18 protein-coding genes are annotated in these 17,047 nt (G+C 71.1%); 12 read left to right on the top strand and 6 right to left on the bottom strand.

All coding sequences use genetic code 11. The features are described from left to right. Positions 1-653 (bottom strand): MFS transporter (locus ACJ73U_RS42055; RefSeq protein ID WP_407783373.1); only part of this gene is annotated, 653 nt, incomplete at its 3' end. A gap of 60 nt (positions 654-713) precedes the next feature. Between ACJ73U_RS42055 and ACJ73U_RS42050 the strand changes: the two genes are divergently transcribed. Then, positions 714-1,679 (top strand): transcriptional regulator, encoded by a 966-nt coding sequence (locus tag ACJ73U_RS42050; protein ID WP_407783372.1) that lies wholly within the window; start codon positions 714-716, stop codon positions 1,677-1,679. A gap of 34 nt (positions 1,680-1,713) precedes the next feature. On the opposite strand, the gene ACJ73U_RS42045 is transcribed toward ACJ73U_RS42050, so the two are convergent. Next, positions 1,714-2,793, bottom strand: coding sequence for an epoxide hydrolase family protein (locus ACJ73U_RS42045; RefSeq protein WP_407783371.1), 1,080 nt, complete (start codon positions 2,791-2,793; stop codon positions 1,714-1,716). A gap of 43 nt (positions 2,794-2,836) precedes the next feature. Continuing rightward, positions 2,837-3,973, bottom strand: a complete 1,137-nt coding sequence (locus ACJ73U_RS42040) for an epoxide hydrolase family protein (RefSeq protein ID WP_407783370.1) — start codon at positions 3,971-3,973, stop codon at positions 2,837-2,839. Between the two features lie 93 nt (positions 3,974-4,066). Between ACJ73U_RS42040 and ACJ73U_RS42035 the strand changes: the two genes are divergently transcribed. After that, entirely contained in the window at positions 4,067-4,636 is a 570-nt protein-coding gene (locus ACJ73U_RS42035) for a CGNR zinc finger domain-containing protein (protein ID WP_407783369.1), read from the top strand. Between the two features lie 111 nt (positions 4,637-4,747). On the opposite strand, the gene ACJ73U_RS42030 is transcribed toward ACJ73U_RS42035, so the two are convergent. After that, positions 4,748-6,106 (bottom strand): PQQ-binding-like beta-propeller repeat protein, encoded by a 1,359-nt coding sequence (locus ACJ73U_RS42030; protein WP_407783368.1) that lies wholly within the window; start codon positions 6,104-6,106, stop codon positions 4,748-4,750. Between the two features lie 244 nt (positions 6,107-6,350). Further along, positions 6,351-6,707 (bottom strand): winged helix-turn-helix transcriptional regulator, encoded by a 357-nt coding sequence (locus ACJ73U_RS42025; protein ID WP_407783367.1) that lies wholly within the window; start codon positions 6,705-6,707, stop codon positions 6,351-6,353. Positions 6,708-6,786: 79 nt separating this feature from the next. On the opposite strand from ACJ73U_RS42025, the gene ACJ73U_RS42020 reads away from it, so the two are divergent. The 4 genes from ACJ73U_RS42020 (at position 6,787) to ACJ73U_RS42005 (ending at position 10,379) form a co-directional block, all read left to right on the top strand. Beyond that, positions 6,787-7,599 carry an SDR family oxidoreductase gene (locus ACJ73U_RS42020; RefSeq protein WP_407783366.1) on the top strand — a complete coding sequence of 271 codons (813 nt, stop codon included), beginning with the start codon at positions 6,787-6,789 and terminating at the stop codon, positions 7,597-7,599. Between the two features lie 55 nt (positions 7,600-7,654). Continuing rightward, a complete protein-coding gene (locus ACJ73U_RS42015; protein ID WP_407783365.1) occupies positions 7,655-7,843 on the top strand; it encodes a hypothetical protein in 189 nt (62 codons plus the stop codon). A 58-nt stretch (positions 7,844-7,901) separates the two neighbouring features. After that, positions 7,902-9,449 (top strand): serine/threonine-protein kinase, encoded by a 1,548-nt coding sequence (locus ACJ73U_RS42010; RefSeq protein WP_407783364.1) that lies wholly within the window; start codon positions 7,902-7,904, stop codon positions 9,447-9,449. 87 nt (positions 9,450-9,536) lie between these two features. Next, a complete protein-coding gene (locus ACJ73U_RS42005) occupies positions 9,537-10,379 on the top strand; it encodes an SAM-dependent methyltransferase (RefSeq protein ID WP_407783363.1) in 843 nt (280 codons plus the stop codon). A 5-nt stretch (positions 10,380-10,384) separates the two neighbouring features. On the opposite strand, the gene ACJ73U_RS42000 is transcribed toward ACJ73U_RS42005, so the two are convergent. After that, a complete protein-coding gene (locus ACJ73U_RS42000; RefSeq protein WP_407783362.1) occupies positions 10,385-11,191 on the bottom strand; it encodes a PaaX family transcriptional regulator C-terminal domain-containing protein in 807 nt (268 codons plus the stop codon). Positions 11,192-11,277: 86 nt separating this feature from the next. On the opposite strand from ACJ73U_RS42000, the gene ACJ73U_RS41995 reads away from it, so the two are divergent. Genes ACJ73U_RS41995 through ACJ73U_RS41970 form a run of 6 tightly spaced genes read left to right on the top strand, consistent with a single transcriptional unit; the run spans position 11,278 to position 17,043 of the window. Next, entirely contained in the window at positions 11,278-12,456 is a 1,179-nt protein-coding gene (locus ACJ73U_RS41995) for an ABC transporter substrate-binding protein (protein ID WP_407783361.1), read from the top strand. Continuing rightward, a complete protein-coding gene (locus ACJ73U_RS41990; RefSeq protein ID WP_407783360.1) occupies positions 12,453-13,232 on the top strand; it encodes an ABC transporter ATP-binding protein in 780 nt (259 codons plus the stop codon). The genes ACJ73U_RS41995 and ACJ73U_RS41990 overlap by 4 nt, the downstream gene beginning before the upstream one ends. Then, positions 13,229-13,927, top strand: coding sequence for an ABC transporter ATP-binding protein (locus ACJ73U_RS41985; RefSeq protein WP_407783359.1), 699 nt, complete (start codon positions 13,229-13,231; stop codon positions 13,925-13,927). The genes ACJ73U_RS41990 and ACJ73U_RS41985 overlap by 4 nt, the downstream gene beginning before the upstream one ends. Beyond that, a complete protein-coding gene (locus ACJ73U_RS41980) occupies positions 13,917-14,768 on the top strand; it encodes a branched-chain amino acid ABC transporter permease (RefSeq protein ID WP_407783358.1) in 852 nt (283 codons plus the stop codon). Before ACJ73U_RS41985 ends, ACJ73U_RS41980 begins: the two co-directional genes overlap by 11 nt. Further along, positions 14,765-15,709, top strand: coding sequence for a branched-chain amino acid ABC transporter permease (locus tag ACJ73U_RS41975; protein ID WP_407783357.1), 945 nt, complete (start codon positions 14,765-14,767; stop codon positions 15,707-15,709). The genes ACJ73U_RS41980 and ACJ73U_RS41975 overlap by 4 nt, the downstream gene beginning before the upstream one ends. Beyond that, positions 15,706-17,043, top strand: a complete 1,338-nt coding sequence (locus tag ACJ73U_RS41970) for an alpha/beta hydrolase family protein (protein ID WP_407783356.1) — start codon at positions 15,706-15,708, stop codon at positions 17,041-17,043. The genes ACJ73U_RS41975 and ACJ73U_RS41970 overlap by 4 nt, the downstream gene beginning before the upstream one ends. The last annotated feature ends 4 nt before the right edge of the window (positions 17,044-17,047 follow it).

The raw sequence follows: 17,047 nt of genomic DNA, 5'->3' as shown, positions 1-17,047 counted from the left end.
TACCGCCGCGGCACCGACGACCACAGCACCCCGTTGTTCCGCCACGTCGCGGCCACCGACGGGCGCCCGGTGGCCCGGGGCGGGCGGCGGGTGAGGCCGAACCGGGCCGCGGCCGCGGCCAGCAGGTACAGCCCCGCCGCCACCAGCAACGTGCCGCGCGGCGACAGCAGCGTGACCAGCACCCCGCCGGTCGCGAACCCGCAGATCTGCATGATCCCGACGGACATGTTGAGGACCGAACGGCCGAGCAGGTACGCCTCTCGCGGGAGGATCTCATTGAGCAACCCGTAGCGCACCCCGCCGGCGAGCGACGCGAACGGACCGAGGCCCAGCACCACGGTGAACAGCGCCCACACCGGGAGGCCGGGCACCGACAGCACCACCGCACCGACCGCGAACAGCACCCCGAGGCCGGTCATCGCCGCGCGCGGCGGGAGGCGGTCGGCCGCCGACAGCAACACGGTCGCGCCGAGCACCTGCGCCAGCGACGGACCGAACATGGCCAGTGCGGCCAGCAGCGGCGAGCCGGTCGCCGCGTAGACCAGCGTGCTCAGCGCCAGCCCGTTCACCGTCGTGCCCGCCACCTGCAGGGCGCTGGTCGTGAAGAGCGGGGTGAACTCCGGTGTCCGGAACAACTCCCGGTAAGTACGCATGATCGGAAGTCTCATCAGGCCAGGGGCGGTCCGGTTACAGTTTCGCGGGGAGGCGAAACAATGGGTTGGTGGCACGTCAACGCGGACACACTCGCGCGCAGCCGGTTCGTCGTGTCGCCGTTGTCCGAGGCGTTGGCGGCCCTCGAGGTGCTGCACCGGGGCACGGCCGCCCACCCGGGCGAAGGGGCGTGGCTCGACACCCACCTGCCCGCCTACCGCGGCCGGCTGGCCGGCGACCCGGTCACCGCCCTGCTCATCCGGGCCGCGTTCGGCCGCACCTGGACCGCGGACTTCTTAACCCCGCCTCCGCTTGGCGACCAGTCCTTCGGCGAAGAACTGGCCCGGATCCGGCACACCCCGGCCGCTGCCGCCCGCGCCGACCTGGCCGTGTCCCACGGCGGCCCGCTGCCCGGCGAGCTACACCGCGACGACCTGCCGGCACGCACCGCGGACCTGATCGAGTGGGTGTGGACGCGAACCGTGCTGCCCGACTGGCCGCGCCGACTGCGCATCATCGAGGCGGACATCGTCGCGCGGACCGCGCAGCTCACCCGAGGCGGCTGGGTCGCGGCGCTGGACGACATGCGCCGGGACATGCGCTGGCTCGGCGAGGGCCGGCTGCAGATCAACGCCTACGACTACCCACCCAGGGACCTCACCGGAGCGCAGCTGGTGTTCGTGCCGGTGACACCGCGATGGCGCGGCTGGGTCGCCTACGGGCAGACCGAGCAGCACGCCGTGATCTACCCGTGCTCAGGAGTGCTCGCCGACGTGGACCGCACGGAGGTCCCGGCCTCCCTCGAACGGTTGCTGGGGCCGGCACGGGCCGGCGTCCTGGTGCTCCTCGACACCCCCAAGAGCACCACCCAACTCGTGGCGCTGACCGGACAGGGACTCGGCTCGGTCGGTCGGCACCTGCGCGTACTGCTCGACGCGCAGCTCATCCGTCGCCGCCGGGCCGGCAAGTCCGTGCTGTACTACCGGACCACCGTCGGCGACCTGCTGGTGACCCAGAACGGGGCGTAGCCGGGGTGAGTTGCGCCAGCTCACTCGGACGCCCTCAGACGAGGGACATCGCGGTGCGGACTCCGGCGACGTAGCGCTCCGGGCGCTCCCACGCCGCGAAGTGCCCTCCGCTGGTCTCCTCCACCCACGACCGGATGTCGAAGAAGCGGGCCGCGAATTCCTGTGGTGCGTTGACGAGGTCCTTGGGGAAGATCGTGAACGCCGTCGGTGCGATGATCGGTTTCCGTGGTCTGGGGCCGGTTTCCGCATACGGAGTGAACGAGGTTCCGATCGAGCCGTCGACCCAGTACGCCGTGATCCAGGTCAACAGTTCGTCGCGGGTGAACACCGTGGTGATGTCGCCGCCGCAGTCCGTCCACGTGCGCAGCTTCTCCACCAGCCAGGCGGCCAACCCCGCCGGCGAGTCACCAAGTCCTACCGCCAGGGTGTGCGGTTTGGTCGCCTGCTCACGCATGTAGCCACCTTCCCGGGCTTGCCAGCGGTGCCCGTACCGCACGTAGTCCTGCTCGACTTCAGAAAGGTCCTCCGGGGGATCGACCAGGAACCGGTTCTGCGGCACGTCGGTCAGGTGGAGGGCGGCAACTCTGCCGGGGTATGCCCCGGCGAGTGCCTCGGCGACATCACAGCCGACATCGCCGGCGGAGACGACGTAACGGTCATAACCCAGTTCCCCCATCGCGGCGGCCACCATCTCCGCCATGGCCGCGGCCGACAGGCCACCGCGAGAAACTGGGGCGGCGAACGGGAAACCCGGCAGAGCCGGGATGACCACGTTCAGCTCCGACAGGAGCGGCAGTACCTTCTCGAACCGCAGTACCGAGTCGGGCCAGCCGTGCAGAAGGAGAACCGGAACGCCCTGAGCCGCGCCGCGCTGGTGGATCAGCCGGACGGGGCCGCTGGTCAGCGCCCACGGCAGCGCACGAACCCGTGCTTCGTGCACCCGCCAGTCATAGTGTTCGGCCCAGTAGGCGATGAGCTCAGCCAGGAAGTCGCCGTCGACACCACGCTCCCAGCCGAATCCCGGCGGTAACGCCACCCGACGGTAGGCCCGCAGCCGGGCGCGTAAGTCCTCCAGCACCGGCGCTCGGACGGCTTCAGGTGCGGCATCAGGCATGACAATTCTCCGTCCTCAGTGTACGTAGGTGGGCGGACAACGCTTACGCCAGCGAGCCGAAGAAGGCGGTGATGTCGTCCGCCAGCAGGTCAGGTTCCTCGTAGGCGGCGAAGTGGCCGCCGCGGGGCATGTTGGTGTAGCGGGTGACCGGGTAGACGCGTTCGACCCAACTGCGGGGCGGCCGGCCACCGATGTCGGCAGGGAACAATGCCAACGCGGTCGGCACCTCGACACGCTCGACGGGTGGGACGAGCCGGTGATGACGCTCGTAGTACGGGCGGAACGACGTCGAGATCGTGTTGGTGAACCAGTACAGCGATGCCTGAGTCAGGAGGAAGTCGTCACTGAACCGGTTTGCCACCACACCGTCACAGTCGCTCCAGGCCCGGTACTTCTCGAGGATCCAGGCGAGCAGCCCGGAAGGGGAGTCGGACAGGCCCTGGGCAAGGGTCAGCGGTCGGGTCTGCTGCTGGTGCGAGTACCCCCGCTCAGCGACATCCCACGCCTTGTCCGCCGCCAGGTAGGCCCGCTCCTCCTCGCTCAGTCCGGCGACGTCGTACTCGGCGGGGCTTGCGGCACTCTGCAGGTGGAGTCCGACCAACGCCTCGGGGTGGGCCTGCGCGAGCCGACTCGTGTCTCCGGCGCCAAGGTCGGAACCGTGCGCGCCGTAGCGGTCGAAGCCCAGCTCATCGGCCATCAGCCGGTGCCACATGTCGTGCGTGTCCATGCCGCCGCGGAGGGCCGGGCGTTGCGGGGACAGCCCGAAGCCGGGCAGGGACGGGACGATGACGGTGAACGCGTCCTGCGGACGGCGACCGAAGCGCGACGGGGCGGACAGGCGCTCTGCCAGGCCGACGAGTTCGAGGAACGAACTGGGCCAGCCATTGGCCAGCAGGATCGGTAGTGCTCCGGCACTCTCGGCGGCGAAGTGCAGGTAGTGCACGACGGTGCCGTCGATCTCGGCGAACCGGGACGGCAGGGCGTTGACAGCAGCCTCGTGCCCGCGCCAGTCGTACGCCGAGGCCCAGTAGTCGACCAGGCGGCGGAGCTCGTCGCTGTCCGTACCCGCCGTCCAGGCGCTGACCGGCCAGGGTCGCGCCCACCGGGTGCGGCGCAAGCGCGCTCGCAGGTCGTCCAGATCGGCCTCGGGAACGTCGAGCACCTTGTGCGTCTCGATCATCGCCATCACCTTCCCGTCCACATCGAAGACACCAATGAACGCTAACACCGGTGTCGATGGCGTGCAACACCACTTTCGTGCTACAACGGTGTCGTGGTCTCGCTGCAGGTGATCGAGGACTTTCTCAACACCGTTGATGAGCGGACGTTCACGCGGCATGGAGAAAGCCATGTCCCCGGCGAGCGGCTGACGTCTCCTCAGGCGCTGGCGGACTGGCTGGCGGTCCGCGGTCTCACGTCCGGCGATACCCCGCTGGGCGTGACGGACGTGGCGGCCACCATCGCGCTGCGCACGGCGCTCCGACAGGCGCTCGTCGCCGATGCCGGTGCCGATGTCACGGCCACCTCGACCCTCCGGGACTACCCACTGCGACTGGTGCCGGACGTGTCAGGCGGGCTGCGCATCGCCGTCACGTCCGGCAGGCCCTGGCTGGACGCCATCGTGGAGACAGTGGCGGGCAGTGTGGCCAAGGGCGACTGGGCACGAGTCAAGCTCTGCGCCGCACCGGACTGCCGCTGGGCGTTCTACGACGTCTCACGCAACGGCCGTGGCCGCTGGTGCACCATGGAAGTCTGCGGCAACCGCCAGAAGACCCGCACCTACCGCCAGCGTCGTCAGCACGACAACGAGATGACGGTCTCCAGGCGTGTTTCGCAGTCATAGCCACTCGTCGGCAGCGGCGAGGTGCACTGTGCCTTCGTAGCGGACGGCGAGTCGTCGCGTGGACTACGCCTTTCAACACCACCAATCGCACCCATCACCGGGCGGATGCTGTTATGCGCCGGACACCGCGATGACGCCGTCCATGGTGCCGAGGTAGGCGTGGTCGCCGGCGAGTGTTGGGGAGGCGAAGTGGGGCAGGGCGCCGGTGCTCAGCTGGGTGCGGACGGTGCCGCTGGCCGGGTCCAGGGCGTAGAGGGTGCCGTTGGTGTAGTCGGTCACCCAGACCGCGCCGCCGCCGAGGGTCGGTGAACCGTTGGCCTGGGCGGGGGCCCGCCACAGGACCGACAGGGTGCCGTCCGTGGTGATCCGGACCGCGCGGGTGCCGTCGGTGCACGGGACGTAGGCGACATCGGAGCTGGTCGCGCTGTCCCCGAAGGAGCGGCAGACCTGCGCGGACGCCACCTCGCCGCCGATGCCGCCGAGGTTCCCCCGGCGCAGCACGTAGCCCACACCGCGCTTGCCGACCGCCAGCACGAAGTCGCCGAGCAGGGTGGGACTGGCCGAGCCGAGGTCGAGGTCGCGGGCGTTGTCGTCGGCCCACGTCGCCGGGGCGAACTGGTCGACCTGGGCGAGGCTCCCGGAGAGCGCGAGCACCGAGTCGCTGTCGTCGTAGGACGAGGTCGACTCGCCGTTGCCGACCGGCACCAGCAGCCGGTCGCCGTCGACGACCGCCCCGCCCGGCGCCCAGATCCCGGCCTCACGGGTGGTCGGCACGTGGAAGCTGCGCGGATCGGCGCCCGCGGTGGTGACCGACACGACCGACCCGATGTACTGGGCGCAGTCCCCGGCCAGTCCGCCGTAGGCGACGTACACCCGGTCGCCGAGCACGGTCAGCGCGGCCCGTTGCTGATGGGCGATCCGGTCGCCCTCGGGCGGCTCGAGCGGCACCCGCACCTCGACGGCCCCGGTGTCCACGTTCACGCCGACCAGCACGTGCTGCCCATCGGTCACCTCGGCCAGCGCGAACACCCGGGAGGTGGCCTGGTCGAAGGCCATCGTGCTGGTGATGCCGAGCGGGTTGATGTTGCCGCACGGCAGGTTCTGCCTGGGCACCGGCTCGCCGACGTGGGTCGACCACCGCACCGTGCCGGTGGCCGGGTCGAGCGCGTAGATCGTGTCGTGCTCGGTGGCGGCCAGGATCTCACCGCCGACGACGAGCGGTTGCCCGTACACGGCACCGTCGAGCGCGGCATGCCAGGCGACGGCGAGCGTGCCGAGCGGAGCAAGATCCGGGGACGCCCCGGTGCGCGCGTTGTCGCGGTGGTAGGTCGGCCATTCCCCCGGCTCGGCCGCGGTCGCCCGGACCGCGTTGGTCGTCGACCCGGCCGGCGCCGGAGTCGACTCACCTTGTGCACAGGCCGCCGTGAGCAGCATCGTGACGGCCAGGGCTGCGGCGCGTATCCCGCGCATCGCAGGTCACCTCCTGACAGACCCAGAGTTCCGCGGTTGTCATCAGTATTACGCACGAGGCGGCGGTTCTGTTCACTAGTTGTGCGCGCGACACTTCCCACCGTGACGTTCCGCGCGTTCGGCTGCCTCTCGCTGTCGAACCGGCTCGGCCGGCACCTTCGACCGGTCACGCTGTCGAGACGTCCGCGTCCCGGCCGGTCGCCGGCAGGTCCGTGCGGATCAGTCCAATGGTGTGACAGGCAGGCTAACCCCGCGCGTCATATGCCGCGCGGGCCGCCGCCACCTTCTGCAGGTTCGCCGACCACTCGGACAGACTCGCGAACAGTGGTCCGAGGCTGCGTCCCAGCTCGCTGATCTCGTACTCCACCCTCGGTGGCACCTCGGCGTGATAGGTCCGCACCACGAGTCCGTCCCGCTCGAGCTGCCGCAGCCGTTGCGTCAGCACCTTCGGCGTGATCGTGGTGATCCGGTCGGCCAGTTCACCGAACCGCTGGCGGCCGTACTCCTTCAGCGCCCAGAGGATCGGCGTGGTCCACCGGCTGAACACGATGTCGACGACCGGGGCGATGGGGCAGGCCAGTTCGGGAGTGGTGTCGGTCACTCGTCCATTACTTTCCTCTAGGTACCTACTATCCCGGCGATAGTAGCGTCGCTCGCGACCACACGGAAGGGAGCTGGACATGATCGTGGTGACCGGGGCGACGGGGAACGTCGGGCGGCCGCTGGTGCGGGCACTGGTCGAAGCCGGGGAGGAGGTGACGGCGGTCTCGCGGCGGGACGGTGACGTGCCGCCCGGTGTGCGGCACGTCCGGGCCGACCTCGCCGATCCGCAGAGCCTCGGCCCGGCGCTGGACGGCGCGGACGCGCTCTTCCTCCTGACGCCCGGCGACTTCCACGCGCACGGCGACCTGGACAAGATCGTCGCCATGGCGGGTGGTGTGCGGCGCGTGGTGTTGCTGTCGTCGGTGGGCGTCGGGACGGGTCGGCATCGGCCGGTGTTCGAGGAGGCCGTCAGCCGCTCGCAACGGGAGTGGACCATTCTGCGGCCGGGTGGCTTCGCCTCCAACGCCCTGCAGTGGGCCGAGCAGGTCCGCACCACCCGCACGGTCGCGGCGCCGTTCGCGGACGTCGCGATCCCGCTCATCGACCCGGACGACATCGCTGCCGTCGCCGCGGTCGTGTTGCGGGAGAACGGGCACGGTGGCCGGATCTACGAGCTGAGCGGTCCCGCGCCGATCTCGCCGCGCGAGCAGGCCGCCGCGATCGGTGCCGCACTGGGCGAACCGGTCCGGTTCGTGGAGCTGACGCGTGAACAGGCACGGGCACAGCTGCTGCGGTTCATGCCGGAGCCGGTCGCGGACGCCACGCTGGACGCCCTCGGTTCACCGCTGCCGGCGGAGCTGGGAACGGGCGCGGACCTGCGACAACTCCTGGGCCGTCCCGCGCGTCCCTTCCTCGAGTGGGCGCGCCGCAACGTGGCGGCGTTCAGGTAGTTTCGTCCGGCGGTGGAGTGGGTAGTCGACGTCGACCTTTCTGGGAGGGGAAGCCATGCCTACGAAGGAAGTCCTCGACTACCAGCTCACCACCACCACCGAGCTGACCGCGAGCCAGCGGCGGCAGGCGGTGCGCGCGGTGGCGGCCGCCGCGCGCGACGCGGGCGAGTGCGTGCGGCTGCTCGACATGCTCGGTCTGCGTGCCGACGAGGGTGTGGTCAACGTCCCAGCACCCCGGGGGTGATCGCGGCGTCCCGCGCGCGTGCTATTGGTAGGAGACAGCAGCGCGAGACGGGGGACTGATGAGCGAGGGCACCGAGCAGGTGATCGCGGGCCGGTACCAGCTGTTCGAGCAGCTCGGCAGCGGTGGCATGGGCGTGGTGTGGCGTGCCCACGACGAGCGGCTGCGGCGCACGGTGGCGGTGAAGCAGGTCCGTGTGCCCGCCGAGCTCACCGAACCGCAGGGCGAGGAGATGGTCCGCCGCACCATGCGGGAGGGCCGGATCGCCGCGCGGCTGCACCACCCGCTGCTGATCACGGTGTACGACGTGGTCTCCGACGGCGGGCAGCCGTACCTGATCATGGAGTACTTCCCCTCGAAGAGCCTGGCCAGGCTCGGAATGCTGCCGTACGACGAGGTCGCGCGGATCGGCTCCGAGGCCGCGGGCGCGCTCGCCGCCGCGCACGACGCCGGGGTGGTGCACCGGGACGTCAAGCCGGCCAACGTGCTGATCGGCGAGGACGGCACGGTCAAGATCACGGACTTCGGCATCTCGCGGGTGATCAGCGACCTCACCCTCACCGCCACCAGCACCTTCGCTGGCACGCCCGCCTATCTCGCGCCCGAGGTCGCACGCGGCTCGGACGCGACGTTCGCCTCGGACGTGTACTCGCTGGGCGCCACCCTGTACGCCGCGGTCGAGGGCTCGCCACCCGTCGGCGAGGACACCAACGCGATGAAGCTGCTGTACAAGGTGTCCTCCGGCGAGATCAACCCGCCGACGCACGCCGGGCCATTGACCGACGTGCTGCTGTGGCTGCTGAGCGACGATCCCGCCAAGCGGCCGTCGATGACGGAGGCCAGGGACGCACTCGCCGCGGTGGCCGAGAAGCCCGCGGACCTGGCGGTCGTGCCCGCGCCGGTCCCACCACCGACCGCCAAGTCCGCCGCGCCGGCCACTGCCGCGGCGCCGGCCGCCGCACCCGAGGCCACGCCCCCGCCCGAGGCCGCGCCCGGCGGCGCGACTCCGCCACCGGAGAACCGGCGCAGGAGGGCCGTGCTGATCGGCAGCGGTCTGCTGGCGATCGCCGTGGTGGCCGCGCTGGTCACGTGGCTGCTCGACCAGCAGGGCACGACGTCCGGCTCCAACCACGCGGCGGCGCCCGCGTCGTCGCGGTCGCACACGAAACCCACGGGCACGACGCCGGCCCCGACCACCACGACGACGACCACCGAGGTCACGACCACCACCACGACGACACCCCCCGCGGCGGGGCACAACCCGCCGCCCCAACAGGGGCAACCCGCGATCGCGGCCACGCCCGTCGCGGCGGTCACCGAGTACTACGGACTGGTGCCGGGCAACCTGGACGCGGCGTGGGCCCGCCTCAGTCCGAAGTTCCAGCAGAACCCGGGCGGTGGACGACACGGCTACTACGAACGGTTCTGGGGTGCGATCAGGTCGGTCACGGCGTCCAACGTGGTTCCCGTTGGCCCGAACAAGGTGCAGGTGAGCCTGCTGTACGTGAAGAAGGACGGCAGCCAGGAACGCGAGCGCCACGAGTACACGCTGATCAACCAGAACGGGATGTGGCTGATCGACTCGGTGCGGCGCCTCAGCCCGGCCTGAGCCGACTGGGCGAGTCGGCGGTTCGGGGTACCGCCGATGGTACTAATGTGATGACTTCGTCACAGTACCAACGCAGGTGAGGATGCAATGGCAACACCGACGTCGCCAAGCCAGGTTCCCGTCGGGGTGGACCCGACGCGGCCGAGTATCGCCAGGGTGTACGGCGGGTTCCTCGGCGGCAAGGACCTGTACGAGGTCGACCGGCAGGTCATGGTCAAGATCAGCGAGGCGGTGCCGGAGGCGGTCGACATCGCCCGCGGCAACCGGGGTTTCCTCAACCGTGCCTGCCGTTTCCTCGCGCAGACCAAGATCGACCAGTTCCTCGACTGCGGGTCGGGGCTGCCGACCGCGGAGAACACCCACCAGATCGTCCAGCGGTTCAACGACGAGGCCAGGGTCGTGTACGTCGACAACGACCCGGTGGTGCTGGCGCACGGGCGGGCGTTGCTGGAGGAGAACTTCCTCGTGCACATGGTCGACGCCGACATCTTCCAGCCGTCGCAGGTGCTCCAGAACGAGGTCGTGCGCACGAACCTGGACTTCACGCGGCCGATGGTGATGTTGCAGGTCGGCACGATGCACCACGTCGAGGGCGACCACGCGCCGGAGATCATGCGCGAGTACATAGACGCGCTGCCGTCCGGGAGCTACGTGGTGTTCTCGCACTTCTTCGACCCGGAGGTGCCCGAGCTGACGGAGATCGCCCGGCGCATCGAGGGCATCCTGGTCAACGGTCCGATGGGGGCGGGGCGGTTCCGCACGCGCGCCGAGTGCCTCGCCATGCTGGACGGCATCGAGCTGATCAAGCCGAACGCGACGTCCGGGCCGGGTCTCGCCGTCTGCGACGAGTGGTGGCCGGACGGTCCCCGGCTCACCCCGCTCAGCAAGGCGGGCCGGTGCATCGTGGGTGCGGTGGGCCGCAAGCCGTAAGGCTCTCACCGGGGGAAAGCCATCGTGTCGAGCAGGCCGGCGGCCAGTTCCGCCGCCGGCTTCTCGAGTCGGCTCTCGATCTCGTGGAAGGTCTTCTGGGCCGCGATGGCCGGCCAGTACTCGGGCAGGTGCCGCACGGGCAGCCGCGGGTCCTTCCGGATCACCCGCAGCCACTCGGTGACGATCGACAGGTGCGCGGCGAGCGGATCGTCCTGGTATGGCGGGGAATCCGTCCACCGGTCGAGGAAAGCCCGGTACCCGGCGGAGATCGTGACGAGGTCGTAGGCATCCGCGACCAGCTGGGCGATGTCGGTCAGCTCGTCGACGGTCGCGCGGAACACCCGCACGTGCGCCGCCAGGCCCAGTGACGCGACGATGTCGTCGACCGCCACGTGGCCGGGCGCGATCCACAACCCGCCCTGCAGCGGGCCGAAGCCGGCCCACGCGAGCTTCGAGCGCAGGTCGTGGCGCTGGCGCTGCCACGCCTCGGGCAGCGAGAAGCCGAGCAGCGTCCAGGTGCCGTCCCAGTCGTCGTTGACCGCGCCGGTGCGCCAGATGCGTTCGTAGCCGTCGCGCAGGATGGCGGCCGCGCGCGGGGTGAGGCCGAAGTACATGCGCCTGCCCTGCTTCTGCCGGTGCAGCAGGCCGCGGTTGACCATGCGGGTGAGCGTCGAGCGGGTCGCGTGCTCGGACACGCCGAGCCGGTCGAGCACGTCGATCACGCTGCCCGAGAACACACACAGGTCCGTCTCGTACAGGTAGTCGCCCAGGAACGTCAGCATCAGCGACTGAGGACGGGGGTCGTCTGCCACGAGCGCATTGTTAGGCAGTTTCTTGACGGCTGCAACCAAGACGCCTAACTTTGGGTGCGGCCTCGCGGCACGTACGAGGAGGTACGGTGCGTCGACTCGTGGTATCCCTGGCAACCCTTTCCCTTGTCGTGGCTGGTTGTGGTGCGGACACCGCGACCTCGAGCGACCCGATCCGTGTCGGCCAGATCGTGTCCCTGACCGGCAACTACTCCCCCCTCGGCAGTGAGAACAAGAAGTCCGTGGAGCTCGCCGTCGAGAAGGTCAACCGCGACGGCGGCGTGCTCGGCGGCCGCAGGCTCGAGGTCGTGGTCAAGGACGACAGGAGCCAGCCGGACCAGTCGGTGCTGGCGTTCAACGACCTGCGCGGCGATGACGTCGCGGCGGTCATCGGGTCGCCGTTCTCGAACTCGGCGCTCGCCACGATCCCGTCCGTCGACCGGGCGAAGATTCCCTACCTGTCACTGACTCCCGCCGACGAGCAGGTGAAACCCCCGCACCCGTACGTGTTCGTGGTCCCGGCACTGGCCTCGCTCTACGCGGAGCGGATCCTCCAGTACTTCAAGGCGACCGGAGTGTCCACTGTGGCCGTCGCGCACGACACGCGCAGCTCCTACGCGGTCGCCGGCTACGCCGGCATGAAGGACAAGGCCGCGAAGTACGGCGTGAAGATCGCGGCGGACGAGGAGTTCCAGACCGACGCCACCGAGTTCGGCGCGGTGCTCGGGCACGTGCGGTCGTCCGGCGCGCAGGCGTTCGTCGTGTGGGCGACCGGGGCACCGGCGGTCGCACTGACCAAGCAGTACGCCACCGCCGGGGTGGACATCCCGCTCGTGCTGACCGGCGCGCAGGCGAGCAAGCTGTTCCTCGACCCGGTCGGCGCCGCGGCCGAGGGCGTGACGGTGGCAAGTTCCATCGGCGTCGTCGGACCGGACCTGCCCGCCGGTGAGCAGAAGGACGCGATCACCGAGCTGACCACGTCGTTCGAGAAGAAGTACGGCTACCCGCCGCCGCAGTTCGCGCAGGACGGCTACAGCGCGGTGAAGCTGCTGGTGGCCGCCATCGAGAAGGCGCGGAGCGCGGACCCGGCGAAGATCCGGGACGCGCTGGAGGGCCTGTCGCTGGTCACGCCGAACGGCGAGTACGCCTACAGCAAGGACAACCACGCCGGGCTCGGACCCGAGTTCATCTCGATAGACACGGTCACCCAGGGCGCGTTCAAGCCGACGGAGTGGGCCGGCGAGCAACTCGCCGAGCTGGGTTCATGACGGAGACCGACCTCCTGCTGCGGGCGGACGGGCTGTGCCGCTCGTTCGACGGGGTGTTCGCCGTACGCGACGTCGACCTCCACGTCGCGCAGGGCGAGCTGCGGGCCGTCATCGGGCCCAACGGCGCCGGGAAGTCGACGCTGTTCGGCCTCATCGGCGGCCAGCTCCGCGCGGACGCGGGCACGGTCACCTACGACGGCGCGCGCATCGACCGGCTGCCCCCGCAGCGCCGCGCGCGGGCGGGGATCGCGGTCGTGTTCCAGGGAGCGCGGGTGTTCGCCGGCATGACCGTGCTCGAGAACGTCATGGTGGGCGCGCACGCGAGCACCGGCGCGGGATTCGTCTCGGCGGTGACGCGGCTGGGGCGCCACCGCCGAGACGAACGGGCGATAGTGGATTCGGCACGCGAATGCCTTGCCAGAACCGGACTTCTGGACTGGGCTGACCGGCCGGCGGAGGCGTTGCCGCTCGGGCAGCAGCGTGTGCTGCAGGTGGCGCGGGCGCTGTGCGGACGCCCTCGGCTGCTGCTCCTCGACGAGCCGGCGTCGGGCCTGCGTGCGGCGGAACGGCAGCGGCTGGCGAGTCTGCTCGCCGATCTGAAGGCCGAGGGCCGCACGATGCTGCTGGTCGAGCACGACGTGGCGTTCGTGACCCGGCTCGCCGACCGGATCACCGTGCTGGACCTCGGACAGGTGATCGCCGAGGGCACGCCGGCGCAGATCCGCGCGGACGAGAAGGTGGTCGCGGCCTACCTGGGCACGGAGGTGCCGGCATGACCCGCCGCGCCGACGGTGCGGCAGCGGGGATCGAGGTGCGGGATCTCGTGGTGCGGTACGGGCCGGCCACCGCGCTGGACCGGGTCGGCCTGCACGTGGACGCCGGCGAGCTGGTGGCGCTCATCGGGCCGAACGGCGCCGGGAAGTCCACTCTGGTCAACGCGCTCTCGGGCATCCTCAAGCCGGCCCACGGTTCGGTGTCCGTACGCGGTCGCTTCGCGCACGTGCCGGAGGGCCGGCAGGTGTTCGGCGACCTGACCGTGGAGGACAACCTCCGCCTCGGCGGCCGGCGGTACCGGGAGCGGGACACCGCGCCGGTGCACGCGATCCTCCCCCGCCTGGCCGAGCTGCGGCACCGGCGGGCCGGCACGCTGTCCGGCGGCGAGCAGCAGATGGTCGCGGTCGGCCGGGCGCTGATGAGCCGGCCGGACGTGCTCGCCATCGACGAGCTGTCGCTCGGCCTCGCGCCGCTGGTGGTGGCCGACCTCGTCCGGCACCTGCGGGAGCTGAACGCGGAGCACGGGCTCGCCGTGCTGCTGATCGAGCAGAACGCGCGGCTCGCGCTGGACCTGTGCACGCGGGCGTACGTCCTGGAGGCGGGCCGGATCGTCGCGGCGGGCTCGGCCCGCGAACTCGCCGCCGACGACCGGGTTTCCGCCGCGTACCTGGGCGGGGTGGTCGCGGATGCTGGGTGAGCTGGCCGGCTACCTCGTCACCGGGCTCGGCACCGGGTGCGGGTACGCGCTCGTCGGGAGCGGGCTCGTGGCCGTGTACCGGGTCACGCGCGTGGTGAACTTCGCGCAGGGGGCGTTCGCGGTCGTGGGCGCCATGTGCGCGTCGTCGTTCCTGACCGCGCTGCCGCACGGCATCGCCGAGCTGGGGGCCGTGGCCGTCGCCGCGGTCGTGGGGTTGCTGGTCGGGCTCGTCGCGACCGGCACGACACCCCAGGCCGCGTTGATCGTCACGCTCGGGCTGGCCGTGTTCGCGTACGCGGTCGAGGTGCTGGTGTGGGGCGACCAGCCGAGGTCCTTCGCCGGCGTGCCGGGTGCGGTGACCATCGGGGACAGCCGGGTGCAGAGCCACTACCTGCTGATCATCGGGGTGACGCTGCCGGTGTTCGCCGGCATGGCGCTGTTCTTCACCCGCACCGACACCGGCAAGGCGCTGACCGCCTGCGCCTCGAACCGTTACGCCGCACGGGTGATCGGCATCGACGTGCGGCGGATGGGCCTGCTGGCGTTCACGATCGGCGGGGCACTCGGTGGACTCGCCGGCGTGCTGGTGACACCGGTCCAGCAGATCACGTTCGACACGGACGTGACGCTGATCGTGAACGGCTTCGCGGCCGCCATCCTCGGGGGGCTGACCCGCCCGGCCGTCGCCCTCGCCGGCGGCCTGCTGCTGGGTGTCACACAGGCGCTGGTCGCGGGCTACGGCAACGCGGCGCACCAGACCGACATCGCGCTGGGCCTGATGCTCGCGGTGATGATCTGGCGCGCGGCCCGTCGACCGGCGGCACAGGAGGAACCGGCATGAGAACCGCGCTCCTGGCCATCGCTGTCGCGGGAACCCTTGCGCTGCCGGCCTTTCTGGACGGCGAGCAGCTGGGCATCTACGTCCTGACCGGCCTCGCCGCCATGATCACCGTCGGCCTGTCGCTGCTGATGGGGCAGGCCGGGCAGATCTCGCTCGGCCAGGCGTCGTTCTACGCGATCGGCGGGTACACGACCGGTCTCCTCACCGTGCACGGCACGCCACCGCTGTTCGGGCTCCTCGCCGCGCCGGTCGTCGCCGCCGCGTTCGCGACCGTCGTGGGCATCGGGGTGCTGCGCCTGCGCGGGCACTACCTGGCGTTCGCCACGCTCGCCATGCAGCTGATCCTGCTTTCCGTGCTGGCGCAGTCGGACTGGGCGGGCGGCGCCATCGGCCTGCAGGGCATCCCCCGGTTCTCCGTCGGCTCGTTCGAGTTCTCCGACGACATCCAGTACGCCTACCTGACGTGGGTGTGCCTGGCGGTCGTCCTCGTGGTCGCGCGCAACCTCGTGGCCTCCCGGGCGGGGCGGGGGCTGCGGGCGCTCGCCACCAGCGAGGTCGCGGCCGCGGCCAGCGGGGTGCCGGTGGGCCGGTACCGGCTCGCCGTGTTCGCCCTGTCGGCCGCGTTCGCGGGCCTGGCCGGCGGGATCTACGCCTGCTACCTCGGCTACCTCGGTCCCGCGTCGTTCCCGGTGCTGCTGTCGGTCGAGTACGTGGTAATGGCCGTCGTCGGCGGTCTCGGCACGCTCGCCGGCGGGGTGGTCGGCGCCGTGGTCATCACGCTGCTCGTCCAGGTACTGAGCGATCTCGGCACGCGGCCGGGCATGCCGAGCTACGCGCCGAGCGTGCTCTCGTACGCCGTCTACGGCCTGTTGCTGGTGCTGGTCGTGCTGTTCCTGCCACGCGGGATCGTGCCCGCGCTCACCCGAAGGGAGCGATCGTGAAAACCCTGCTCGCGGCCACGCTCCTGGCCGGTCTCCTGTCCCCGACGACCGCGGCTCCACCGTCCCATGTGGCGGGTCAGCTGCCCGGTGGCGCCAGCTACGTCATGGACGTGCCGGCCGGCTGGAACCACACCGTCCTGCTGTACAGCCACGGCTACACCCCCGACGGCGCACCGAACCCGGCCCAGAACGCACCGAGCGACGCGGTGCGGAACACCCTGCTCGACCGCGGCTACGCGTTGGTCGGCTCCTCGTACCGGGACACCGGGTGGGTGCTCCGGTACGCGTTGCGCGACCAGATGTCCACACTGGACACCTTCGCGCACCGGTTCGGCCGGCCGGCGAGGGCGATCGCCTGGGGCACCTCGCTGGGCGGCATGATCACCACCGGCCTCGCCGAGCGGTACGGCGGCCGGTTCGCCGGCGCGCTCGCGATGTGCGGGCTGGAGCACGGCGGCATCGCCAACTGGAACAACACCCTCGACCCGGTGTTCGCGGTGCGGACGCTGCTCGCCCCCGGCTCGACCGCGCCGCTGGTGGACCTGCCCGACCAGGCCACGGCACTCGCGTCGGCCGGTGAGCTGACCGCCGCCGTCACCGCCGCCCAGGCCACCCCGCGGGGCCGGGCCCGCACCGCGCTCGCCGCGGCGCTGCACAACCTCCCCGCGTGGGCCGACCCAGCGGCGCCCGAGCCCGCGCCGGAGGACTACGACACCGCCGAACGCAACCAGTTCCAGTCCCTGCTCGGCACTGTCTACGTCGGGCTGTCCTGGCGGCAGGAGATGGAGACGTGGGCAGGCGGCAACCCGGCGTGGAACGTCGGCGTCGACTACCGCCGGCTGCTGGCCAACTCGTCCATCCGCACCGAGGTGGAGGCGCTCTACGCCCGCGCCGGCCTGTCCCTCGCCGGCGACCTCGCGACGCTCGACCACGCGGCACGGATCTCCGCCGACCCGGCCGCGGTCGCGTACGTCATCCGGAACCTGACGTTCACCGGCAGGCCGGCCACGCCGCTGCTCACCATCCACACGACCGGCGACCCACTCGTCCCGGTGCAGGTCGAGCACGCGTACGCCGACGCGGTGCACCGCTCCGGCCGCGATGGGTCGCTGCGCCAGGCGTTCGTGCACCGGGCAGGGCACTGCACGTTCACCACCGGCGAGATGCTGGCCGCGTTCGAGGCCGTCGAGAAGCGGGCGGACACCGGGCACTGGCCCGACACCGGACCGGCCGCGCTCAACGCGGCGGCCGCCCGCCTCGACCCGAGCACGGCACCCGCGTACCTGTCCTACCGGCCGGCGCCGTACCCGCGGCCGTTCGACCTGGCGCACTAGAGGA

This window comes from Actinophytocola sp., from assembly GCF_045807065.1.
GTDB lineage: Bacteria > Actinomycetota > Actinomycetes > Mycobacteriales > Pseudonocardiaceae > Actinophytocola.
This window is presented reverse-complemented; position numbering and strand designations above follow the sequence as displayed.